Annotated in this window: 24 protein-coding genes; 12 read left to right on the top strand and 12 right to left on the bottom strand. The window is 35.1% G+C overall.

The genetic code is table 11. The annotated features are described in order from the left end of the window. The first annotated feature begins 209 nt into the window (after positions 1 to 209). Together BAZ10_RS01430 and BAZ10_RS01425 are read left to right on the top strand one after the other, a co-directional pair. Positions 210 to 641 carry an MliC family protein gene (locus tag BAZ10_RS01430; protein ID WP_078404704.1) on the top strand — a complete coding sequence of 144 codons (432 nt, stop codon included), beginning with the start codon at positions 210 to 212 and terminating at the stop codon, positions 639 to 641. Positions 642 to 888: 247 nt separating this feature from the next. Next, entirely contained in the window at positions 889 to 1,272 is a 384-nt protein-coding gene (locus BAZ10_RS01425) for an acyl-CoA thioesterase (RefSeq protein ID WP_078770503.1), read from the top strand. Positions 1,273 to 1,405: 133 nt separating this feature from the next. Here the strand turns inward: BAZ10_RS01425 and BAZ10_RS01420 are convergent, their stop codons facing one another. Then, on the bottom strand, positions 1,406 to 2,053 hold the full coding sequence (locus BAZ10_RS01420; RefSeq protein ID WP_078770502.1) for a protein-L-isoaspartate(D-aspartate) O-methyltransferase: 648 nt from the start codon (positions 2,051 to 2,053) through the stop codon (positions 1,406 to 1,408). A 173-nt stretch (positions 2,054 to 2,226) separates the two neighbouring features. On the opposite strand from BAZ10_RS01420, the gene BAZ10_RS01415 reads away from it, so the two are divergent. Genes BAZ10_RS01415 through BAZ10_RS01395 form a run of 5 tightly spaced genes read left to right on the top strand, consistent with a single transcriptional unit; the run spans position 2,227 to position 6,144 of the window. Next, entirely contained in the window at positions 2,227 to 3,189 is a 963-nt protein-coding gene (locus BAZ10_RS01415; RefSeq protein WP_059155385.1) for a Gfo/Idh/MocA family protein, read from the top strand. Positions 3,190 to 3,242: 53 nt separating this feature from the next. Next, entirely contained in the window at positions 3,243 to 3,989 is a 747-nt protein-coding gene (locus tag BAZ10_RS01410) for a hypothetical protein (protein ID WP_078770501.1), read from the top strand. A 24-nt stretch (positions 3,990 to 4,013) separates the two neighbouring features. Continuing rightward, complete coding sequence (gene blaCME, locus BAZ10_RS01405; protein ID WP_078770500.1) at positions 4,014 to 4,898, top strand: CME family extended-spectrum class A beta-lactamase; 885 nt, start codon at positions 4,014 to 4,016, stop codon at positions 4,896 to 4,898. A 58-nt stretch (positions 4,899 to 4,956) separates the two neighbouring features. After that, positions 4,957 to 5,850: a 3-hydroxybutyryl-CoA dehydrogenase gene (locus BAZ10_RS01400; RefSeq protein WP_078770499.1), complete on the top strand. Its 894-nt coding sequence runs from the start codon at positions 4,957 to 4,959 to the stop codon at positions 5,848 to 5,850. Positions 5,851 to 5,904: 54 nt separating this feature from the next. Further along, positions 5,905 to 6,144, top strand: a complete 240-nt coding sequence (locus tag BAZ10_RS01395; RefSeq protein ID WP_009085191.1) for a hypothetical protein — start codon at positions 5,905 to 5,907, stop codon at positions 6,142 to 6,144. Between the two features lie 49 nt (positions 6,145 to 6,193). Here the strand turns inward: BAZ10_RS01395 and BAZ10_RS01390 are convergent, their stop codons facing one another. The 5 genes from BAZ10_RS01390 to BAZ10_RS01370 all read right to left on the bottom strand — a co-directional run bounded on the left by BAZ10_RS01390 (position 6,194) and on the right by BAZ10_RS01370 (position 13,184). After that, positions 6,194 to 6,628, bottom strand: coding sequence for an META domain-containing protein (locus BAZ10_RS01390; RefSeq protein ID WP_078770498.1), 435 nt, complete (start codon positions 6,626 to 6,628; stop codon positions 6,194 to 6,196). A 138-nt stretch (positions 6,629 to 6,766) separates the two neighbouring features. After that, a complete protein-coding gene (pheT, locus tag BAZ10_RS01385) occupies positions 6,767 to 9,166 on the bottom strand; it encodes a phenylalanine--tRNA ligase subunit beta (RefSeq protein WP_078770497.1) in 2,400 nt (799 codons plus the stop codon). A gap of 161 nt (positions 9,167 to 9,327) precedes the next feature. Further along, the gene (gene dnaN / locus BAZ10_RS01380) at positions 9,328 to 10,458 is read right to left on the bottom strand and encodes a DNA polymerase III subunit beta (RefSeq protein WP_034869173.1); all 1,131 of its coding nucleotides are present in this window, start codon (positions 10,456 to 10,458) and stop codon (positions 9,328 to 9,330) included. Positions 10,459 to 10,560: 102 nt separating this feature from the next. Then, on the bottom strand, positions 10,561 to 11,280 hold the full coding sequence (locus BAZ10_RS01375) for a DUF2490 domain-containing protein (RefSeq protein ID WP_078720521.1): 720 nt from the start codon (positions 11,278 to 11,280) through the stop codon (positions 10,561 to 10,563). 101 nt (positions 11,281 to 11,381) lie between these two features. Then, positions 11,382 to 13,184, bottom strand: coding sequence for a TonB-dependent receptor plug domain-containing protein (locus BAZ10_RS01370; protein ID WP_078770496.1), 1,803 nt, complete (start codon positions 13,182 to 13,184; stop codon positions 11,382 to 11,384). Between the two features lie 266 nt (positions 13,185 to 13,450). On the opposite strand from BAZ10_RS01370, the gene uvrA reads away from it, so the two are divergent. After that, positions 13,451 to 16,243, top strand: coding sequence for an excinuclease ABC subunit UvrA (gene uvrA, locus BAZ10_RS01365; RefSeq protein ID WP_078770495.1), 2,793 nt, complete (start codon positions 13,451 to 13,453; stop codon positions 16,241 to 16,243). 50 nt (positions 16,244 to 16,293) lie between these two features. On the opposite strand, the gene BAZ10_RS01360 is transcribed toward uvrA, so the two are convergent. The 5 genes from BAZ10_RS01360 to BAZ10_RS01340 all read right to left on the bottom strand — a co-directional run bounded on the left by BAZ10_RS01360 (position 16,294) and on the right by BAZ10_RS01340 (position 19,718). Next, complete coding sequence (locus BAZ10_RS01360; RefSeq protein ID WP_045180327.1) at positions 16,294 to 16,884, bottom strand: porin family protein; 591 nt, start codon at positions 16,882 to 16,884, stop codon at positions 16,294 to 16,296. 15 nt (positions 16,885 to 16,899) lie between these two features. Beyond that, positions 16,900 to 17,418, bottom strand: a complete 519-nt coding sequence (locus BAZ10_RS01355; protein WP_078770494.1) for a hypothetical protein — start codon at positions 17,416 to 17,418, stop codon at positions 16,900 to 16,902. Between the two features lie 146 nt (positions 17,419 to 17,564). After that, on the bottom strand, positions 17,565 to 18,068 hold the full coding sequence (locus BAZ10_RS01350) for an outer membrane beta-barrel protein (protein WP_078770493.1): 504 nt from the start codon (positions 18,066 to 18,068) through the stop codon (positions 17,565 to 17,567). A gap of 151 nt (positions 18,069 to 18,219) precedes the next feature. Beyond that, complete coding sequence (locus tag BAZ10_RS01345) at positions 18,220 to 18,696, bottom strand: hypothetical protein (RefSeq protein ID WP_065080673.1); 477 nt, start codon at positions 18,694 to 18,696, stop codon at positions 18,220 to 18,222. Positions 18,697 to 18,758: 62 nt separating this feature from the next. Then, positions 18,759 to 19,718, bottom strand: coding sequence for a PhoH family protein (locus BAZ10_RS01340; RefSeq protein ID WP_078770492.1), 960 nt, complete (start codon positions 19,716 to 19,718; stop codon positions 18,759 to 18,761). A gap of 114 nt (positions 19,719 to 19,832) precedes the next feature. Between BAZ10_RS01340 and BAZ10_RS01335 the strand changes: the two genes are divergently transcribed. From BAZ10_RS01335 to BAZ10_RS01320, 4 genes are read left to right on the top strand one after another with little or no spacing between them, the layout of a single operon-like run. After that, positions 19,833 to 20,660: an SAM hydrolase/SAM-dependent halogenase family protein gene (locus tag BAZ10_RS01335; protein ID WP_078404666.1), complete on the top strand. Its 828-nt coding sequence runs from the start codon at positions 19,833 to 19,835 to the stop codon at positions 20,658 to 20,660. A 40-nt stretch (positions 20,661 to 20,700) separates the two neighbouring features. Beyond that, entirely contained in the window at positions 20,701 to 21,246 is a 546-nt protein-coding gene (locus BAZ10_RS01330) for a CopD family protein (RefSeq protein ID WP_059324023.1), read from the top strand. A gap of 3 nt (positions 21,247 to 21,249) precedes the next feature. After that, positions 21,250 to 22,053, top strand: coding sequence for a class I SAM-dependent methyltransferase (locus tag BAZ10_RS01325; protein WP_078770491.1), 804 nt, complete (start codon positions 21,250 to 21,252; stop codon positions 22,051 to 22,053). 33 nt (positions 22,054 to 22,086) lie between these two features. Further along, positions 22,087 to 23,169 carry a serine hydrolase domain-containing protein gene (locus tag BAZ10_RS01320; RefSeq protein ID WP_078770490.1) on the top strand — a complete coding sequence of 361 codons (1,083 nt, stop codon included), beginning with the start codon at positions 22,087 to 22,089 and terminating at the stop codon, positions 23,167 to 23,169. A gap of 11 nt (positions 23,170 to 23,180) precedes the next feature. Here the strand turns inward: BAZ10_RS01320 and BAZ10_RS01315 are convergent, their stop codons facing one another. Continuing rightward, positions 23,181 to 23,702 (bottom strand): hypothetical protein, encoded by a 522-nt coding sequence (locus tag BAZ10_RS01315; protein ID WP_078770489.1) that lies wholly within the window; start codon positions 23,700 to 23,702, stop codon positions 23,181 to 23,183. Positions 23,703 to 23,832: the final 130 nt, after the last annotated feature.

Raw genomic sequence — 23,832 nt, 5'->3', positions numbered from 1 at the left:
GTATATCTTTCACCAAACTTACATTCCCAACCATGTAAAGAAATAATTATCTCTAAAAAGTGGGCTTATTTATATAAAGTTTACTTCAAAAAAGAATATACCAGAATACCTTTACACAGGAGCTTTCTACATCAAACCGTCTACATAAAGGCCATTTTTTTCTTGCAAAAAAGATAAAAATTCAGTACTTTTATTGAAATTTTTTACAAATGAAGAAAGTATTTTTTGGAATTGCCGCTCTAGCTATTATTGTCGCTGCCTGTAACAGTAAAAAAGAAAAATCCGAAGCTGAAACACTTACAAAAAATGATTCTGTAGCTGTGGAGAAAAAGGATAGTACTGCAGTAAATACAAAAATAGATATAGACAACGACGGTTCATTATATATTTCTTCAGATGAGCAATACCATTTCCGTATCATCTCCAAGCAAGATGACAGCAAACCTGCAAAAATTCTTTTGCGCAATGATATCAGCGGCAGAATATACGATATGGAAAGAGTAATCAGTGCAAGTGGCGAAAAATATCAGGATGCAGATGGCAATTATTTCTGGTTAAAAGGAGATGACTTTAGTTTTGGTAAGGCCGATAAAGTTGTTGCTGAAGGATCTATCGCTGGAAAACCTAAGGAAGAGCACTAAAATTATATATTCGTAAAATACTTCCGTTTTTATTTTAATATCCTTATTTTTGCATTCGAATTTTCGAAAAGGTGAATCGTGTGTAATTCACGAACTGTCGCGCAACTGTATATGTCCTTTGACATGAGTCAGATCCCTGAAAATTCGGTAAATACTTTCGCGGTTTGAAGTAGAAAAATGCTCCTAAATTTTTTCTTTTAGGTTTATTTTCCTGTTCAACTTATATAATTTAATTTAAAATTTAATTATGAATTTAGAAGAAAAAATTCAGAATTCGGAAACGCATGTCTTTAAAGTAGTGTTTCCAAAGATTACAAATCACCACAATACAATGTTCGGGGGAACGGTTATGGAAATGATGGATGAAGTTGCTTTTATGACTGCTACACGTTTTAGCAGAAAAAGAATTGTAACAGTAAGTAGTGATAAAATTGACTTTAAAAAGCCAATTCCTTCAGGTACTCTTGTAGAACTTATCGGTTCTATAAAACATGTAGGAAATACCAGTGTAAAAGTACATGTGGATATCTTCACAGAAAAAATGTATCAGGAAGGTCGTGATCTGGCTGTATCTGGAGAATTTACTTTGGTTTCTGTAGATGAAGAAGGTAGACCTGTAAGCATTAAATAAAATTATCCCATTAGAAGTACAAAGTCGGTGTATATGTTCAATATCCTACTTCGTACTTCTAATTTAAGTTAAACTGTTACTCGTTGAATTGTTCATTTTACATTTCGCAATTCTAACTTCTAACTTTGTACTTCTATTTATTCGTATTGTTCAACATGGGAACGAACTTATAAAGCCCGAATTCCTCTTTCTCAAAAGAAGTTTCTCCTACTTTTCTGAAACGCGTGAGAATCTGCTCATCTCCTTCCCCTAAAGGAATAACCATTAATCCACCAATTTTCAGCTGTTTCAATAATTCAATAGGCAAAACAGCCGCCCCGCAGGTTACTAAAATCTTATCGAATGGTGCAAATGTCGGCAAACCGGCAAAGCCATCACCGAAACTTTGGAATTTAGGTCTGAGTCCTATTTCCCGTAACTTTCTTTCTGAAAAATCATATAGATCTTTTTGCCTTTCAATAGTGTATACAAAGGCTTTCATTTCAATCAAAACAGCAGTTTGATAACCACTGCCAGTGCCTATTTCCAAAACTTTTTCCTGTTCATTTACTCTTAAAAGCTGTGTTTGCTCTGCTACAGTCGACGGATGAGATATAGTCTGGTCTGCAGCAATAGGGAAAGCTCTGTCTTCATAAGCATAATCTTCAAAAATACTTTCCAAAAAGAGATGGCGGGGTATTTTGTTTATTGCCTGAAGAACATTTTGATCTGAAATTCCTTTCGACATCAAATAATTCACCAGGTGTCTTCTTTTCCCCTTATGCACAAAACTGTCTCTCATAGGGCAAAAATAAGGAAAATACTTATTAGTTTACCTTTATTGGTTGATAGTTTACACCTGATATTATCCCGCTTATATGTTATAGATAGAATACGACTTTACACATCAATACCTTACAAGTTATAACTCATAATTCCTAAGCGTTTATTATCTTTACGAAAATTTAAAATTACATGTTAAAAGCGGGATTAGTAGGTGCCGGCCACTTAGGAAAAATTCATTTGAGACTTCTGAATCAATCTGAAAAATATGAATTGGTAGGCTTTTACGACAGTGATGCTGAAAACGGAAAGAAATTAGAGCAGGAATTCGGTTATAAATACTACAACGATCTGGACCAGCTGTTAAGTGAAATTCAGGTTTTGGATATTGTAACACCTACCCTCTTCCATTACGAATATGCAAAAAAAGCAATAGAAAAAGGAATTCATTTCTTTATTGAAAAACCGGTTACTCAAACTCTGGAGCAGGCAGAAGAATTGATTCGTCTTTGTGAGGAAAAAAATATAAAAGTACAGGTGGGTCACGTTGAACGTTACAACCCTGCTTATATTGCAACGAAAAGTTACCTGAGCAATCCTCAGTTTATTGAAATCCACCGTCTGGCCGAGTTTAATCCTCGTGGTACAGATGTATCTGTAGTATTGGATTTAATGATCCACGATCTGGATATATTACTGAGTATTGTAAAGTCACCTGTAAAACACCTCCATGCAAGTGGTGTATCAGTTGTAAGTAAAACACCGGATATCACCAATGCCCGTATAGAGTTTGAAAACGGTTGTGTAGCAAATCTTACAACCAGTCGTATTTCTATGAAAGCAATGCGTAAAAGCAGATTCTTCCAGAAAGATGCCTATATTTCGATAGATTTCCTGGAGAAAAAAGCAGAGGTTATCCGTATGCAGGCAGCTCCGGAAACTCCATCTGATTTCGATATGATTATAGAGAATGCTGAAGGTGACAAGAACCAGATTGTTTTCGAATATCCAAATATTCAGCCAAACAACGCTATTCTGGATGAACTGGAAAGCTTCGCTCAGGCTATAGAAGAAAATACACCTATTGAAGTAAGTTTAAATGACGGAACCGAGGCATTGAAAGTAGCATTGAAAATAATGGAGCTGATTAAATAGTATTAAAACCTTATAGGATTTTGAAACCTATAAGGTTTATAAATAATTTCGGTATGGCTTTAAAATCATTTTTATTGTTTTGTATATTATTTATAAGCCTTTCTTGTATTAAACAAAGGACTAATCAGTATGAGATTGATTGTAATTATGAAACGAAACTTGCAAAAAATGATTTCAAATATCAAAACTATACCTATACAAACTTCATGGGTTTTGACTTTGATATTAATGCCGAAAACGAATTTTCGGATTTGTTGAGGGAAAATAAAATCAAATATAAGTCTGCTACAGAGTCGTGTGTTGTATACGAAAATACACAATTTGAAAGGTGTTATCCCAGAGAGATGAACCGATTACTGGAAAACAAGTATGGGAAGCTTTTTTTTGACTCATTAAAAGTATTGGGGGTAAAACAATTTGTATTAAAAAACAAGGATTCAATTTTTCCATTTGAGGTGTGTGATCTGACTTCAAGGACAACCAAAACAAATGATGATAGCGAACAGTTTGACAGACTTCAAAAAGATTATTTTTCCAGTTTCAAATATCCTAAGAGCTATGTTAAAAGAAAAGGTGATGAAAACCATTCTAATACAACAACACATTTTGTAATCATGAAGGATGGTACTGCAAAAGATTTTAATACAGAATCATCTCTCGTTAATACTAAAAATAATATATTCGAAAAATCATTTAACAAAAGTGTAGAAACCTATGTAGAGAGCCTCAACTGGAAACCTGCTTTAATAAAAGGTATACCGGTAAATTCTTATATGAATGTTACTATATTTTATGATTAAAATCAAAAACATAAATTAGTTGAAATGAAAAAAATTATACTTCTGTTTCTTTTGGCCGGTCAGTTTATACTTGCTCAGCATACGTCCATACTAAATGATATAAATGCTGTCACCAAAGACAAGAAAGCCACTGTAGCTGTTTCTGTTTTGGGAATAGAAAACGACTTTCAGTTTAGTAACGCCAATGGTAATTTAAAAATGCCAATGATGAGTGTTTTTAAATTCCATATTACCTTGGCGGTTCTGAATCAGGTGGACAAAGGAAATCTTACCTTGGATCAGAAAATACTGATTAAAAAATCTGATTTACTGGAGAATACATGGTCACCACTTCGTGAGAAGTATCCAAACGGAAATGTAGAAGTTCCTTTGAGTGAAATTATTACTTATACCGTAGCCCAAAGCGACAACAATGGTTGCGACATCCTGCTAAGGCTAATTGGAGGGACTAACACCGTACAGAAGCTAATGGATGTAAATGGCGTAAAAAACTTTCAGGTAAAGTACAATGAAGAAGAGATGTCTAAAAAAGGTGTACAAGCGCCTTATGCTAATTACAACACTACAGCATCTATGGTAAAAACCCTGAAAGCATTTTATAAAGGAGTGTTTTTATCAAAAAGATCTACGGCTTTTTTAATGGAGATTATGACTAAGACCAATACCGGGATGTCCAAGCTTCCGGGATTGCTTCCAAAAGTTAGGATGGCCAGAAAAACAGGTTCTTCCGGTAAAATGAAAAATGGATTAACTATTGCCGAAAACGACTCAGGAATTGTAACTTTAGGCAGTGGTAAACATTATGCAATCGCAGTATTTGTAAAAGACTCGATGGAAAGTGAGGAAGTCAATTGCGGAATGATAGCTCAGATCTCGAAAGTAGTTTGGGATGCTTTAAATAAAAAATAAAATAAACCCTCATAAAAAACCGAAAGGTTTGTAAATTCTTTAATAAAAAATAAAAATTATGAACAAGAATATTGTAGTAATTGGTGCGGGAACTATGGGTAACGGAATTGCTCATACTTTTGCCCAAACCGGATTTAAAGTAAATTTAGTAGATGTTTCACAAGAAGTGCTGGACAGAGGTATTAAAACTATTACCACAAATCTGGACAGAATTATTGCTAAAGGAAATCTTACAGAAGAAGAGAAAGCCAATACACTAGCAAACATCTCTACATTTACAGCTTTGGAAGATGCTGTTAAAGATGCAAATCTTATTGTAGAAGCTGCTACAGAAAATATAGATTTAAAGCTTAAAATATTCCAACAAATGGATGCTGCCGCTCCTGCTGATTGTATTTTAGCAACCAATACATCTTCTATTTCTATTACTAAAATTGCGTCTGTAACTTCAAGACCGGAGAAAGTAATCGGAATGCATTTCATGAATCCGGTTCCTATTATGAAGCTTGTAGAAATTATAAAAGGTTACTCTACTTCCAAGGAAACTTTCAGTGCTATCTATGAAATGAGTAAAACATTGGGTAAAGTACCTGTAGAGGTAAATGATTATCCTGGTTTCGTAGCGAACAGAATATTAATGCCTATGATTAATGAAGCTATTTATTCATTATACGAAGGTGTTGCCGGAGTAGAAGAAATAGATACTGTAATGAAACTTGGAATGGCTCATCCGATGGGACCATTACAATTGGCAGACTTTATCGGGCTGGATGTTTGCCTTTCTATCATGAATGTGTTGTATGACGGCTTCAAAAATCCTAAATATGCACCTTGTCCACTTTTAGTTAATATGGTAACAGCTAAAAAGTTAGGTGTAAAATCAGGAGAAGGCTTCTACGATTATAGTGAGAGTAAGAAGGCCGAAAAAATTTCCAAACAATTTGCAAAGTAAACGAGGAAAGCCGAAAAAATTTTCCCTATCTTTGAAATATCAAATATTAAAGAAATGAAATTACCTAAGTTTTTATTAGCCGACAATTCAGACTTTCCAGAGGATCTTTTTGTAGTTCATACTGAGTATCCACGTTTTATCCTAAATGTTGAGGAGGAAGAAGTAGAATGGTTAGACGATTTAGAAGGTGATGATGAAGAGCAAGTAGCAGAAGAAGCTACTAAAGTTGTAGAAGAAGCTTTCAAATGGTGTGATGCTGAGTTGGAAAAGTATGACGACGAAGACGAAGCTTAATTGTAAAATCTAAAAAAATAAATCCGCTCTTACGAGCGGATTTTTTATTTTAGTTTGCTTTCTGAAATTTCATTAAGAGCATATTTCCTTTATAAAGCTCCAAAGTATTTTTTACAACTACATACTTATCGGCAGACTCCAGTATTTTAATAAAATTATTCTCTATCTTCATATCCATACTAGGACAAGCCATTCTGGTAGAACCAATTTGTTTTATAGAGAAATCTCCTTGTTTAGACTGGATGGTAATGTCCTGGCTAAAAATCTTATTACAACCAGCATTTCCGCTCATTCCTTTTTCAGGATCAAAGCTTATATAAGGCTTTGCATTGGTCTGAAGATTATCCATAACCTCCCAACGAGTATTGGACAGTGTAGGCTGCTGAGTTCCGATCTTAGAAACATTTCCCAAATTAGCAGTGGAAGTACAGGAGGATACTGCAGCTAAAATTCCTATTGAGGCTATATAAAAAAGCTTTTTCATATGTAAATTTTTATCTTTTAGTCTGTATCCAATACAGTAATCTTTAATCTCTTGAAAAAGACCACTGTACCAGTCCAGATTTCATAATTATAATCCTTTAGCAGATTGTAAAAATACTATTTTTTTAAATAAATGAATTTAAGAACGTAATTCGGCATTAAATTCTTTCTGATACTTCTTGATCAGCTTATTCATAATATTCGTAATCTCAGCTTCTTCTAACGTCTTCTCTGTATTTAATAATTCAAAACTTAGAGCGTAAGACTTCTTCCCTTCCGGAAGATTTTTACCTTCGTAAACATCAAATAACTGAATCTTCTTAAGATTAGAAGAAATATCATTAGATGCCTGAAGCAGATCGTTATAAGAAACAGTTTTGTCTACTAATAACGCTAAATCTCTTCTTATCTTATTAAATTTCGGAATATCTACGAATTTAAAGTTAGCTGTGCTTCTTAAAGCCTGACAAGCTTCCAGTTCTATCTCTGCATAATAAGCAGGTTGAGAAAGATCTGCATCTTTTAATAAAGCTTTACTTACAACACCTATTCTGGCAATAGTTTTACCTTCAGCAACAATTTCCAAAGCATCTGAGAAACGTCTATCTTCTAAAGCTTTTTCAGTAGTATTCAGCCCTAATTTGTCCAGCAATAACTGAACATAACCTTTCAGGATGAAGAAATCCGTCGGAGACTTACTCAGTATCCAGTTTTCAGGGTTATTATTACCAGAAACAAGAATTGCCAATTGCTTGCGCTCTTCAAATTTCTCTTTTTTGAAGTAAATTTTTCCAAGCTCGAAGAATTTAATATTCTGGTTCTTACGCTTGATATTATAATCAGCATTCTGCAATAATCCTTCTAATAAAGACTGACGCATTGTGCTTAGTTCATTACTCAACGGGTTTAGCAAGGTAACTGCATCTGCATTCTCTTCTTTAAGAGAAGTCAGAGAGTTATTCATTACTTCATTAAAACCATTAGACTGCAACATTCTCGCCCAGAAATTTTCCAGAGAATCCTGATCATCTAATGTTAAACGAACCGGTGTAAATGCTATTTTCTCCTGAGAACTTACTTTGTTATATCCGTAAACACGAAGAATTTCTTCTATAACATCAATTTCTCTGGTTACATCTGCTCTGTATGGCGGAACAGAAATTTCCAGTCCGTCTTTAATTTCATTCAGAACTAATATGTCAAGAGATTTCAGGATTTCTTTTATAGTTTCTCTGTGGATCTTAATCCCCAGGATCTGATCTACTTTGGAGTATCTAAGGATAACAGGAAAATAATCAACTTTCTTAGGGAAAGATTCAAGGATTTCTCCTTTTAGTTTTCCGCCAGCAATTTCCTGAATCATCTCTACTGCTTTCAATAAAGCATCTTTAGTAATATTAGGATCTACACCTCTTTCGAAACGGAAAGAAGCATCCGTATTCAGGCCATGTGCCTTAGCTGCTTTACGTACCGCTACAGGGTTGAAATATGCACTTTCTAAGAACACAGAAGTTGTTCCTTCTGAAACTCCTGAATTTTCACCACCAAAAACACCGGCAATACACATTGGTGTATTATCTCCGTCTTTGATCATAATTTCGGTACCATTCAAGCTACGCTCTGTACCATCCAGAGTTTTGAATTTCGTTCCTTCAGCAGCTACTCCTACTTTCACTACATGTCCATTGATCTTTGCAACATCAAAAGCATGTAAAGGCTGTCCGTAAGAATGTAAAATATAGTTGGTAATATCTACAACATTATTAATAGGTCCAAGGCCTATAGCTTTCAGGCGGTTTTTCAACCACTCCGGAGATTCTTCAACTTTAATATCTTCGATAACAGCACCTAAATAACGAGGTGTTAATTCTGTATCTTCAACTTCAAGTTTGAAATCGTGACTTCCTTCACCGTTAATTACTGGAGCCTGAAGCTTATTGAAAGTAGATTTTAGTTTATTCAAAGATAAATAAGCCTGAAGATCTCTTGCAACACCATAATGCGACATAGCATCTGTTCTGTTTGGTGTAAGTCCTATTTCATAAACCTCATCCTGCTCTACCTTGATATAATCGGATAAAGGCTTTCCAACTTCATAATCTTCCGGCAATACCATAATTCCGGCATGGCTTTCTCCAAGACCCAATTCGTCTTCAGCACAAAGCATTCCTTCTGATACTTCTCCTCTAAGTTTGGATTTAGCAATTTTAAAGGAATCTCCATTATTCAGATGAATTGTAGTACCTATTGTAGCCACAGCTACTTTTTGTTCTGCAGCAACATTGGGTGCACCACAAACGATATGTAATGGTGTTCCGGTATTAATGTCCACAGTAGTTACTTTCAGTTTATCTGCATTAGGATGCTGCTCACAAGTAAGCACTTTTCCAACCACTACTCCATTAAGGCTTCCTTTAACAGATTCATAAGGATCTATTCCTTCCACTTCCAGACCTAAATCTGTAAGAATTATTCCAAGCTTTTCAGCTGACAAATCTGTTTCAAGGTGAGTTCTAAGCCACTTATCAGAAATTTTCATGTATTATTTTCTTATTATTTAGCTGCTGTATTTCGCACAGCTTTTATTACAAAATTTTGAACTGCAAATTTAATAAAAGAAAAAGCTTCATCCTGCATCTGATCCGATATTTTATATCCAATCAAATAAAGATGAAGCTTTTTGTCTATATTAAAATAAAATTATAGGCCAATTACAGGCATCGAAAGCATAAGGATGCTCTCATTTTCTTCAAGACCGTCTACCGGTTCTATAATTCCCGGACGGTTTGGCTGTGACATCTTCATCGTAATATCATCTGATCCTAAAACAGAAAGCATTTCTGTTAAAAACTTAGAGCTGAATCCGATATTAATATCTTCTCCGTTGTACTCGCATGGAATCTGCATATCTGCTTTGTTTGCATATTCAGTATCCTCTGCGTGAAGGTGAAGTAAATTTCCTGAAAGTTTGAATCTTACCTGATTAGTCGATTTGTTGGAGAAGATAGATGCTCTTCTGATAGAACTTAGTAATAAGTTTCTGTTAATCGTTAATACATTAGGATTCTCTTTCGGGATAACAGCTGTATAGTTAGGATATTTACCATCGATAAGACGGCAGATCCAGATATTATCCTGGAAGCTGAACTTAGCCATATTTTCATTGAATTCGATAAGAACCTCATCATCTGTATTAGAAAGGATGTTCTTGATGATAGCCAAAGGTTTCTTCGGCATAATGAATTCAATATTGTCAACATTCATTACATCTTTTCTGTTGTATACTACCAAACGGTGAGAATCGGTAGACACAAAATTAACTTCGTTCTCATTAAACTGGAACAAAACACCTGTCATTACAGGTCTTAGTGAGTCGTTACTTGTTGCAAACAGAGTGTTAACCAATGCTTCTGACAAAATTCCAGCCTGAATTTTCACACTTTTAGAAGCATCAAATTCTGGTAACTCAGGATAATCCTCAGCATTGTCCAATGCTACGAAGTAATTATCCTTCTCGTCCAAAATCTCAAGAAGACTGCCAATTCCGTTTTCAGACTCTTTTTCTACAAAAGTAAGAGGCTGATCTCCGAATGATTTAATTACATCCAGAAACATTTTAGCCGGAACAGCCATTCTCCCGTTGTCTTCAGACTTTACAGGAATAGAAGTTATTAAAGTTGTTTCTCCGTCGGAAGCGGTAATTTTTAGATTGTCATTTTCCAGTTCGAAAAGAAAATTCTCTAAAATCGGTCTTGACTGGGAACCAGAAATTACTCCGCTTACCGTCTGCAAGGCTTTTTGTAACTCGCCGCTGGCAACAATAAATTTCATAAAATAATTTTATAACGCAGACAAAGATAATGATTCTCCATACAAAAAGGAAACTAAATGATGATTTAGTTTCCTTTTTTATTGTATTTTTTTGCACATTCTCTAATCCGCTACAGGAATGATTACTCTGGCATGATCATCATCGCTGTGATCAATAGTGAAATTAAGCGCCATGTAAAGAAAATGTAGATTTTTGTTTCCGTTAGGTGAAAATTCTCTCTGCCACATATACCCCATTGAAGTACTCACCGATTTATTGAATTTATATCCAAATCCTGTAAACAATCTGTTTCTTTTCAGAAAATCAGATTTCGGACCAACAAATAATTCTTCAAATGCGTTAACAAAAAAAGTATTGGCCTGCATCTTTGGATTGTTAATCGGCATAGTAGCACTCAGACGATACCTGAATCTGTTATCAGTTGTATTTTCTCCGGTTTGAGACATGTGGAAAAACCGCTGTTCAGCACGTCCCCGGTGGTCAATATTTACACGACCGATATTATGACTATAAGTATACTGTAACCATAACCTTAGTTCCTCCTGAGAAATCTTTTGCTCTTTATAAGTTCCGTAACGTCCTATTCCGACAAAAGCCTGATTATCGCGGTTGATATTATAACCTACACCACCTTTAGTTTCGTAATAATCGATATTGGTATAATCCTCAATTGATCTGGTCTGAAATTCCGTATAAGCCATCCATTTTTTTGAAAACTTATAAGTAATTGATAACATATTGAAAGAAGAAATATGCTCTTTATTCTGAGCTTTCCCTATAACCGCCAAAATAAGCAGCACAAAAACAAAATGTTTTTTCATTCGTATAACCGGAATTAATGACCTTTTTACTCTAATTTATTTTATCAAACGGAACACTCTGTACATGAAATATTCCATTCGGCAAAAGTAATAAAAAGAACCTAGAATTTGCCTTTAAAATTAAAGCCTAGCTGAAACCATCTTCCCGGCATTGGTACAAGGCTTGCACCGGTATATTTTGCATTGGTAATATTGTTGATTAATAAGAAAACATCTACATCTTTGGTACTAAATGTAAGCTTCTCATCCAACAGATTATAACTGCCTAATGTTACACGCTGGTTGTACTGATACACAAGTTCGTTTGTAAACTTCCAGTATCCCAGTGTCAGTTTTGCATTAAACTGGTGCTTCAGATTCTCCAAAGCATAACGCGAATTTTCACCCTTATCATTGTTTTTAGCTTTGCTATCAAGATAAGTATAGCCTATAGATATGTTTTTCACAATACTATTGAAACCCTGCGAAGCTTCTACTTCCAATCCTTTGGTTTTTACATCAGAGATATTCTCCGCCATCCAGATACTCTTTGCATCTGCTCTCGTCCAGTCAATTGCATTCTTAGAATCCCTACCAAATACACTCGTCTTGAATAAAAACTTTTGTCTGTTAAAACGGTAACCAATTTCATAGGAAAGAGCATTTTCAGGTTTCAGATCAGCATTTCCCTGTTCTGTTTTACTTTGATAGAACAAATCAGTATAGGTTGGTACCCGGTGTACTTTTGCAACATTACCATATACCTTGTTTTGTTTATCTATATCAAAACCTACATCTACCCCGGGATAAAAGAAGTTCCCTGTACCTGTATAATTTACCCAGCTTGCTCCCGGAATTATACTCAATCTGTTATTGATAAAAGAAAAATGATGTTCCGCCAGCACCTGAGTAACAAAACGTCCCCGAGCGCCCAGATTATTACTTCTTAGATCTTCCTGATGCATTTCCGCACCAATACCTGTAACCCCAAGAGAAGATTTATAACTTAAATTTAGTTCCCCGCCATAGTTATTACCAATATGCATATTGCGGTAGATCTCAGGTTTATTTCTTACAAAAAGATACATATCCTGTGCTCTACGCCAGTATAAATTGGCGTTTACACCCCAATTTCCGAATTTCTGATTATAGATTGCACTTACCAGTGATGTTTGCGTTTCTTCATACTGATCTTTAGCAGCCGGAGACGAATAAAAGCCATTGGCTCCAAACTTTTTTTCTACAAAACCAGCCTGAAATTTAATGCTTCCGTCTTTTATTTTCATCTGGTTCTGATACCAGAAATTTTTAATTTTATAATCGGTATTATAACGATACCCTGCAGATTCAGTATTGTTCACCTGCAGAAAGTTCCCAAACTTCTCATTACCGAAATCAGCTGCAGCTCCTAGTGACCATGTTTTATAATCACCTCCTGTTGCAGAAACTCTGTACTCATCCTTACCGGAAGCTTTTGTAATAATATTAATAACCCCGGCATAGGCATTTTGTCCAAATCTACGGGCTGTAGGTCCTTTTATAATTTCTATTCTTTCAACAGATGCTAAGCTAAACGGTACATTCATCATATTATGCCCCGTTTGGGCATCACTCATCCGGATACCATTAACCAGCATAAGCACTTGCTCAAAAGAACTACCTCTTATACTAACATCTGCCTGAGTATCTGCCATTCCTCGTCTTCTAACATCTACCCCTGTATAGTAAGCTAACAAATCCTCAATAGATTGCGCAGGAGCTTTCTCGATCTGTTCTTTGGTGATAATCTCAATATTTTCACTTACTTTTTTATACGGAAGCGACAAGAACTTTCCGTCTATCACTACCTCATAAATCGCTTTTTCCTGAGCCATAATACCGGCAGTAGGAATCAACACAATAGCACTTAGTAATAGTTTCTTCATTGTAACAGTAATTTTTAAGTCGGCAAATGTACTAGACTCTCATCTAAATATGCGGATCCGGATTTTATGATAAGTGCTAGTCCGGTTAGTTTTTAATAGATTGTCATTGGTTTATCTACTTTTTACCCCACTTACTTGTATAAAACTTCTCGTTTTATATAGGATATCCCTTCATCATATAATTTAGCATCTTTTATGATTTACAATTCCAATATCTACTTCGTATTAGGCTTTAATTTTTGTAATTTTGCATCCTTATAATTATTATGGCACACCAGGACAATATAGATATTAAAAAAGAGATTTTTGTTAAAAACGCCCATCTCAATAATCTAAAACATATTGATGTTTCCATCCCGAAAAATAAGCTTACCGTTATCACGGGAGTTTCCGGTAGTGGTAAATCTTCCTTAGCCTTCGACACTATTTATGCTGAAGGCCAAAGACGTTATGTAGAAAGCTTAAGTTCCTATGCCCGACAGTTTCTCGGAAAGCTGGAAAAACCAAAGATAGATGATATTAAAGGGCTTGCTCCTTCAATCGCTATTCAGCAAAAGGTAATCTCCTCAAACCCGCGTTCTACAGTAGGAACAACTACAGAGATATATGATTATCTTAAATTATTATTCGCTCGAGTTGGGCGCACCTACTCTCCTGTATCCGGAGAAGAAGTAAGAAAAGACAGCGTTACCGATGTTATTGACTTTGTTAAAGCTCAGAAAAAAGCACCTACACTTATTTTACGTGCACCATGGCATTATGAATCCGAAAATTTTGCAGAACAGCTTAAGACTCTAAAATTACAAGGTTTTACAAGACTCGAAATCGGCGGAAATGTTGCCAGCATTGAGGATTTGGAAAGCTTTGGATTTGTACCTGAAGCAGGAACTGAGATATTTCTGGTTATCGACCGCTTTAAATATGAAGATGATGAAACTTTCCTGCAGCGTTTGGCAGACTCTATACAGATGGCTTTTTATGAAGGTAAAGGCTATTGTTCTATCAAAAATGCCGACAACGGAAAAATCAGAGAATTTTCGAATAAATTCGAACTGGACGATATTGTTTTTAATGAACCCAACATTCATTTTTTCAGCTTTAACAATCCTTATGGCGCATGCCCTACCTGTGAAGGTTATGGAAAGATAATAGGTATAGATGAAGACCTTGTGGTTCCTAATAAAAACCTTTCGGTTTATGAAGATGCAGTGGCACCTTGGCGTGGTGAAACCATGAAAGAATGGAAAGCTGCTTTTATAAAAAAGGTAGCCAAGGATTTCCCAATACACAAACCGTATTTTCAGCTTACCAAAGAGCAGCGTCAGTTTTTATGGCGCGGTGATAAATCGGCAAATTTCCCTGGTGTAGACAATTTCTTCAAAATGCTTGAAGAAAATCTTTACAAAATCCAGTACCGTGTAATGCTTTCCCGCTACAGAGGAAAAACAACATGTCCGACATGTGAAGGATTACGCTTAAGAGAAGAAAGCTCCTGGGTAAAAATTGATGGTCATAATATCCAGTCTATGGTTGAATTACCATTAGACGAATTATTACCACTTATTCAAAGCCTGAATCTAAACGAGCTTGATGCCGCTATTGCCAAAAGATTGGTATACGAAATTGTTTCGCGTTTAGAATTTTTAGTAAAAGTAGGTTTAGGTTATCTTACCCTTAACCGTAATTCGAATACTCTGTCCGGTGGGGAAAGTCAGCGTATTAATCTGGCAACCTCTTTAGGAAGCAGTTTAGTCGGGTCTATTTATATTCTGGATGAGCCTAGTATCGGACTTCACTCCCGCGATACCGAAAATCTTATAGAAGTATTAAAAAATCTCCGTGATTTAGGGAATACCGTTATTGTGGTAGAACATGATGAAGACGTAATGCGTGCTGCAGATCATATTATAGATATAGGTCCGGAAGCAGGTTATTTAGGTGGTGAAGTAGTATTTAGTGGTGACTTTGAGGAAATAAAAAAAGCCAATACACTAACTTCTGATTACCTAAACGGTGTTGAAGAAATCGCTGTGCCAAAGCACAGAAGAAAACCAAAGGAATTTATCCATATAAAAGGAGCCAGAGAAAACAATCTTAAAAATGTTGATGTAGATATCCCATTAGAAAGCTTAGTTGTAGTAACAGGTGTTTCAGGAAGTGGAAAATCTACATTAATGAAAGATGTTCTGGCACAAGCTGTTCAGATAGAACTTGAATTAGGAGGTAAAAAAGCGGATTTTGATTCGATAACATTCCCGAAAAAGCTGATTCAGAATATCGAAATGATTGATCAGAACCCAATCGGAAAATCATCCCGCTCCAACCCCGTGACTTATCTGAAAGCTTACGATGATATACGTGATCTTTTTGCTAAGCAAAAAATGTCCAAGCATATGGGACTGAAAGCGAAACATTTCTCTTTCAATGTAGATGGTGGCCGTTGTGACGAATGTAAAGGTGAAGGTGTAATTACCGTTTCCATGCAGTTTATGGCAGATATTGAACTACAATGTGAAACCTGCCATGGCACCCGTTTTAAAGATGAAATTCTGGATGTAAAATTCGACGAAAAGAATATCTCAGACATCCTTAATCTTACGGTAAACGAAGCTTTGGATTTCTTTAGAGACAATCATCAGGATAAAATTGTTCAGAAACTAAAACCGCTTCAGGATGTAGGATTAGGCTACCTTCAATTAGGCCAGTCCTCTTCTACTCTTTCCGGAGGTGAAGCGCAAAGGGTAAAACTGGCATCTTTCCTTGTAAAAGGCACAAGTCACGACAAGACTTTATTTATATTCGATGAGCCTTCTACGGGTCTTCATTTCCATGATATCAACAAGTTAATGATTTCATTACAGGCATTGGTTAATCTTGGTCATTCTGTTATTGTTATTGAGCATCAGCCGGATATTATTAAATGTGCAGACTATATTATCGATATAGGTCCGGAAGCAGGTAAATATGGTGGTGAAATTGTATTTGCAGGAACTCCTGAAGAACTGATAAAAAACAAAACCTCACATACCGCAAGGTTTATAGAGGAGAAACTAAAATAAATATAAAAGCCTGCAATGCAGGCTTTTATATATTTGTTGTAATATATTTCCTATTTAAAGAATACAGATAAACCAACTCCTACTCCAAAGGAATTTACATTTGTTGTAACACCACTGTTCTTACTTGAAAACTGAGAATAAGATAATCCTAAATCAGCTGCAATACTTGGTGTAAAGAAATATACAAAACCTCCTTTTACTTTCCATGCAAAACCATCAAATGTGGTTTCATTTGTTCTTCCTCTGTATTCTTCCTTTTCAGTTATAGAAGAATAACCAATACCCGCACCTAAATAAGGCTTGATTACAGTGTTATCTGTAAAGTAATAGGTGGCAGTAGGTAAGATAGCAAATGTGTTATTTGTACTCTTAGCATCATCATATTTTGTAGTCGTACTTGTAAAGCCTAAATCTAAACCAACAGATAGCTTATCAATTACAAAATAACCAGCAGAAGGTGTAATTGTAAATGAATTAACCTTCGGGCCATCCATAGAAACGTTATTGCCTTTAAATTTAGTTGTTACATTGTTGAATCCTAAAGTAGTAGATCCCCCTACAACCCAACTTCCTTTTTCTGTTTGTGCACTTGCAGCAAATCCTAATAATGCAAATGCACCAATTAATAAATTTTTCTTCATATTATAGTATTAATTTTATTTAAATGTATAGGCGTATCCAAGGTTTACAGAACCAATTGTAGTTCCTTCTTTGCTCATTCCCTTATAAGAGATATAGAGTTCATTATTTTTCAATTGATATCCTAATCTAGGTTGAAAGTAAAAAGCACCTGTTGTACCTTCACCTCCAACTACAAAAAATGCATACCCTAAGTCCGCACCAATAAAAAAGTTAGGTTCGAAATTATACTTTGCTGTTGCTGCTACAGGGATAATTGCTATATCTTCTGGTTGAAGTGTAAATTTTCCTCCAGAATACTCTATTGTATAATCTTTGACAAAATAATGGGAATATCCTGTGGTAAATCCAGCTTTAAAGTTTGTATCAATATTAAACAAGTAAGCCATATCAATACCAACATTAAAACTCGCTACATCTGCTAAATTGCCAGTTGGAACTCCTATATGAGTACCTAATTTAAAATTCCCTTTAGTTTGTGCATTTGCTGCAAATCCTAATAATGCAAATACACCAATAAATAAATTTTTCTTCACAATTGTTTAAATTATTATTTCACCGCGCGAAGATATAAAATATAATTAATCCTTTTGTGATACTTTATAATTTAGAATCCTTCTTTACTAAAAACAAAAACCCTCCGCTTTTCAGCGGAGGGTGAATATCTATATTAAAATGTAATTTACTTCAGTTTAAAGTTAAATCCTAAATTTACGGATCCAATATTTCCACCATCAACAGAAATACCTTTATAACCTAAATAAAGCTCCCAGTTTGGCTGCTGATAACCAATTTTTGGCTGATAATAAAATCCTCCTTTAGTAACATCAGAATTAGTAGAAATCCCATATCCTAGATCTGCACCAATAAAAAATTTAGGGTCAATAGAATATTGTGCAGATGCTGCAACTGGAATGAATCCAAAGTCTTTTACTTTTACATCATATCCCATAATGCTAATATTTTTCCCAAAAAAATGATGATATCCGGTTGCAATACCTAAATCAAAATTTTCAGCTACTCTCCATTGGTAAGCTGCATCTAGTCCTAAAGTAAAATTAGAAACATCCGAAGCGTCACCAACAGGGATACCTACGTTAGCTCCAATTTTGAATTGTCCAGTAGTTTGTGCACTTGCAGCAAATCCTAATAGTGCAAAAGCACCCAGCAATAATGTTTTTTTCATAATAGTTTAAAATTTTATTTCACCGCACGAAGATATAAAAATATTTTATAAGTTAAAATATCTTAATATTTTGTTATCATTGTGTGCTATGATATAAAACAAAAAACCTTCGTTTTTCAACGAAGGTTTTATTTATAGTAAGTGATTTTACTTATCTAAATTTAAAGTTAAATCCAAGGTTAACAGAACTGATACTTCCATTATCAGATACTCCCTTGTATCCTAAATATAATTCCCAATCAGATTGCTGATAACCAACTTTTGGCTGGTAATAAAATCCTCCACCTGATGATCCCTTACCTGTAAGAAATCCATAACCAAGATCTGCTCCGATAAAAAACTTCGGATCAATAGAATATTGTGCAGATGCTGCTAATGGAATAAATCCACCATCAGACCAACCACTCTTACCAAAAAAATGCTGATAACCCGTTGCAATACCTAAGTCAAAATTCTCTGCCAGTCTCCACTGATAAGCCGCGTCCAATCCCATAGTAAAACTTGATACATTGGATACGTCACCAACAGGGATACCAATATTAGCTCCAATTTTCAATTGTCCGGTAGTTTGTGCACTTGCAGCAAACCCTAACAGTGCAAAAGCACCTAACAATAATGATTTTTTCATAATATTAATTTTATAACTGTAGGTTATCAATTACAAATACTATGCTAAAATATGTTAAAATTTTATTTTTCCTGCATTCTACCTTCTTCACTGCTATAAGCCTGAATAATTTTTCTCACTACCGGGTGTCTTACCACATCTTCATCAGTCAGATGTATAAAGCCTATTTCATCAATATTTTTAAGAATAAACATCGCTTCTTTTAATCCGGATTGTTGATTTTTTGGTAAGTCTATCTGGCTAGGGTCTCCTGTAATAATAAATTTGGCATTCATCCCCATACGGGTAAGAAACATCTTCATCTGAGAATGTGTTGTATTTTGTGCTTCATCCAAAATTACAAAAGCATCATCCAGTGTTCGCCCACGCATAAAAGCCAAAGGAGCAATTTCTATTACCTTTTTCTCGATATAACCTTCCAGCTTTTCAAAAGGAATCATATCCCTCAAAGCATCATATAAGGGTTGCATATATGGATCAAGCTTCTCTTTCATATCTCCGGGAAGAAAGCCCAGGCTCTCACCTGCTTCTACTGCCGGACGCGTTAAGATAATTCGCTTAACCTGCTTATCTCTAAGAGCTCTTACTGCCAATGCTACACTTGTATAGGTCTTACCTGTTCCTGCAGGTCCTATAGCAAAGACCATATCCTTTTTCTCGGAAACTTTAACCAGCTTTTTAAGGTTAGTTGTCTTAGCCTTGATAATTTTTCCGCCAACGCCCTTTAGTAGAATATCACTGTCAAAAACAAGTTGTTTCTCATTTTCATCCTTTATTTTCAGGATGCTTTCTACATCTTTTAGCTCGATGCTGTTATTATTTGATATAAAAGAAACAATGTCGTCCAGCTTTTCTTGCAGCACTTTTAGCGCTTCACTATTTCCCATAGCAAAGATAAAATTGTCTCTTCCGGTAACTTTTAATGTTGGAAATGAGGACTTAATCAGATTGAAATACTGATTCTGCACCCCATAAAACTGCTTGGTATCTATATCCTTCAGTTCATAATTTAATTCATACATCCAATACTTGTTTTTACGTGTGTAACTAAACAAATATAACGATTCCGAAAAAAATACAGATAAAAGAATTGTTAATTTATCAGGACTGCTCTGTATTTTCTATCTTTGCAGTATATGCCGATTATTACACTAACTTCTGATTACGGAACACTCGATTACCGGGTTGCTGCTATTAAGGGTAGTATATACAATGAACTGGCGACTATAAACATAGTCGACATTACTCATCAGATACAGGCATATAACCTTCAGCAGACAGCTTATATCATCCGAAGTTCTTACAAATATTATCCAAAAGGAACAATACACATCATTAGTGTGGATTCTTTTTACCATAAAGACCGGAAGAATATTATTGCCAAAGTAGATGATCATTACTTTATTTGCGCTGACAATGGACTTCTAAGCTTAATGTTTTTCGACATTAATCCGGATGATATCTATGAAATAACACTTGGAAGCCGTTTTGATGATCAGGTAAGCTTTACCTCAACAGATATTTTCGTTCCTGTTGCTGCACATTTGGCAAAAGGCGGAATCCCGGAAGTTGTTGGTAAAAAGACAGGTGAAATAAAGGAAAATTCCTTCCCAAGAGCTATTCTAAATGAGACTGAAGGTATTATCGTAGGGGAAATCATGTATATCGATAATTTTGGGAATGCTATTTCTAACGTCAGCAGAAATTTCTTCAACAATACCTTAAAATCTTACGATAGTTTTGAATTGAAGTTCAGGAACTTTGTCATGTCTAAAGTAAACAACCATTACACCGATGTTGTAGAAGACTGGGAAAACGAACCTCAGTACCATGGAAGTGTTTCTGCTATCTTCAATGAAAGTGATCTTCTGGAAGTTGCCATTTATAAAGGCAGCAGCATAAACGGAGCCTCCAGCCTACTTGGGCTTAGTGTTGGTGAACGTATCTTTATAGAGTTCAGCTAAGTGTTTGTATCATTCATAACCAATAATTTATTATTCTAAAATGGCCTACCTCATTATCAAAGCATTACACATTATCTTCATGGTAAGTTATTTCGCAGGGCTTTTCTATACTGTACGATTATTTGTTTACTATAAAGATACCGACGCATTCGACAATCCTAAAAGAGATATTCTTCGTGAGCAATATGCCTTTATGGCCAGTAGGTTATGGAATATTATTACTGTGCCAGGTGGTACTCTCATGCTGATTTTTGGTATTACAATGATCTGTATGAATCCGGCATTATTCAAGATGCCATGGTTTCATTTAAAGCTTACAGCATTAGTAGGTCTGGCTATTTATCATTATTGGTGCTGGAAGAAAGTAATCCAGTTGAAGAAACTTAATAATGCAACACTACCTTCCAAAAATATTGCACTAAGACAGGCTAATGAAATTGCTACATTCATTCTCTTTTTTGTAGTGTTTACTGTTATTTTAAAATACGCATTACTTGAGTACTGGTGGCAGCTGGCTTTAGGATTTGTAGGACTTGTTATTTTTATTACTTTAGTGGTTAAGTTAGTTAACCGCAAAAGAAAGTAATAAATGAACCCTGAAGATAAGTATTTAGAAGTCAATAAAGAATCCTGGAACCAAAGAGTAGACACTCATTTCGATTCTGAATTTTATGACGTAGAAGGTTTTCTTAAAGGAAATACTTCCCTCAATAGTATAGAATTGGATCTGCTTGGAGATATCACCGGAAAAAAAGTACTACACCTTCAATGCCACTTCGGACAGGACAGTATTTCTCTTTCACGGATGGGTGGAGAGGTTACAGGAATTGACTTTTCTGATAAGGCTATTGAAAAAGCAAGAGAATTGGCTTTGCAAGCAGGTACTGACACCAAGTTCATCTGTAGTGATGTCTACAATCTTCCTAATGTTTTACACGAACAATTCGATATTGTATTTACCAGTTATGGTACCATAGGCTGGCTACCCGATTTAGATGAATGGGCCAGTATTATTAATCACTTTCTGAAACCCGGCGGGCAATTTGTTTTTGCAGAATTTCATCCGGTAGTATGGATGTTTGATGATGATTTTAAAGGAATTGGTTACAATTACTTTAAAAGTGATGCTATTGTGGAAACCAATACAGGTACTTACGCAGAGAAAAAAGCAGAAATGCAACTCAAAAGTATTTCATGGAATCATAGTTTATCTGAAGTTTTCACAAGCCTTATGGGGAATAAAATGCAAATTCAGGCATTCAATGAATTCAATTATTCTCCTTATAATTGCTTTAGCCACACAGAAGAATTTGAACCTAAAAAATTCAGAATAAAACATCTGGGCAACAATATTCCTATGGTCTATTCTCTTTTAGCAATAAAACCAGAGTAAGCGTAAAACATTAAAATCATAAATATTTATCTAATGAAAAAACGATTATCTTTTTCATTTCTGTTACTAATTCTAAATCTTAGTGCTCAACAGCGTTTAGAAAAAACTGCTGATAGTATTATCAAGGCTAACCACATCCCGGAAATGGCTTATGCAGTTGTAACACCTGATAAAATATTGATACAAAAGGTAATCGGCCATCACCGGATTGAGCAAATCAATGAAAAGCCAAATGCCAACATCAATGATTTTTTTCATTTAGGATCCAACACAAAGGCTATTACAGGCTTTATTGCTGGTTATTTAACCGAACAAAATAAGATTAATTGGGACACAAAATTTTTCGATTTGTTTCCTGAACTAAAAGATAAGAGTAATCCTCAATATCAAAACATTACACTTAGTCAACTTCTGGAACATAAAGCCAAAATACAGGCTTATACATCAGGAGCCGAATACCAGAAACTTCCTGAATTTAACGGAAACAAAGTTGAAAAAAGGCAGGCTTTCGCTAAATATGTCCTAACACTCCCTCCGGTAGAAAACGATAAACCCTACAATTATTCTAATGCAGGTTATAGTGTTGCTGCCCTAATGCTGGAAAAAGCCAGTGGAAAAACATGGGAGCAATTGGTTCAGGACGTTTTAAAGGACAAATTAAAATTACAATATAACCTGGGGTGGCCCAACAGAACTAACATCAATCAGCCATGGGGACATTGGATAGATACTAAACTGGTTAGTATCCCTCCGGAAACCAAATATGATCTTAGTCTGGCAGAACCTGCCGGAGATATCAGCATGAATATTATCAATTATTCAAAATTCATCCAACTCAATTTACAGGGACTGGCAGGAAAGGATAACTTTTTGAAAGCGAAAACCTATCAGTATTTATTCAATTCATCCGACCACTATAGTATAGGCTGGGGAAATTTTATTCAAAATAAGACTAAATATTCAGAGCACTTAGGCACGGACGGAACTTTCTTTGCTTATACACATATAAACAGATCGGAACCAAAAGCTTATATTATTTTAATCAATAATGGTAGTGCGCAAGCTCAGGATGGTTTATTTAAATTTTTAAAACTTCTTAGGAAGCAATATCCTTAAAAGAAACAGCTTTACTTTAATCTCCCCAAAACATCTGAAAAGCTTTTTTCGCTATTTTCCGGAGAAAAAAGCTTTTTCTTTACCTCATCTAAATTTATTTTCTTCAAATAAACGGGTAGTACATATTTTCGGATTACTTTTTCAATCTTATTCCAGTCAGCGATATTTATTCTATGATCAAGCAGTTCCATTACTTCTTTTACATCATAATACTCAGGAAGTTTTTTATATTTTTCAATAATTAGCATCCAGTCACCATAAGTGAATAAACGATCTTCTTTTTTCTGAAGTTCAAGTGCTTTTAGCTTCATCATATTAAAATTAAGCAACACAGGTATTACAGCATCTATTTCTATACACTTCCCTATTCTGGCATAATCTTTTGGAAATTCTTCAATCGCTTCATCTTCTATTAGTTTGCAAAAACGTGGTATTTCTCCTCGCAGAGAATCACAATATTTCTGTTGTCCTTTTACAGAAACAGCAGCTATCATAACAAGCAAGAATAAGCTTAGCCCTATATACTTCTTCATAAGGTAAATATACTGTAGTTTTTATTTAATAGAAAACAGCTATCGTTCCCTTCTATTAGAAAACCTGCACATCTTATCCTACATCAATTCATTCGCTTTTCTGTCATTATATCTTTGTACTACAAAATGA

This window comes from Elizabethkingia occulta, from assembly GCF_002023715.1.
Lineage (GTDB): Bacteria > Bacteroidota > Bacteroidia > Flavobacteriales > Weeksellaceae > Elizabethkingia > Elizabethkingia occulta.
This window is presented reverse-complemented; position numbering and strand designations above follow the sequence as displayed.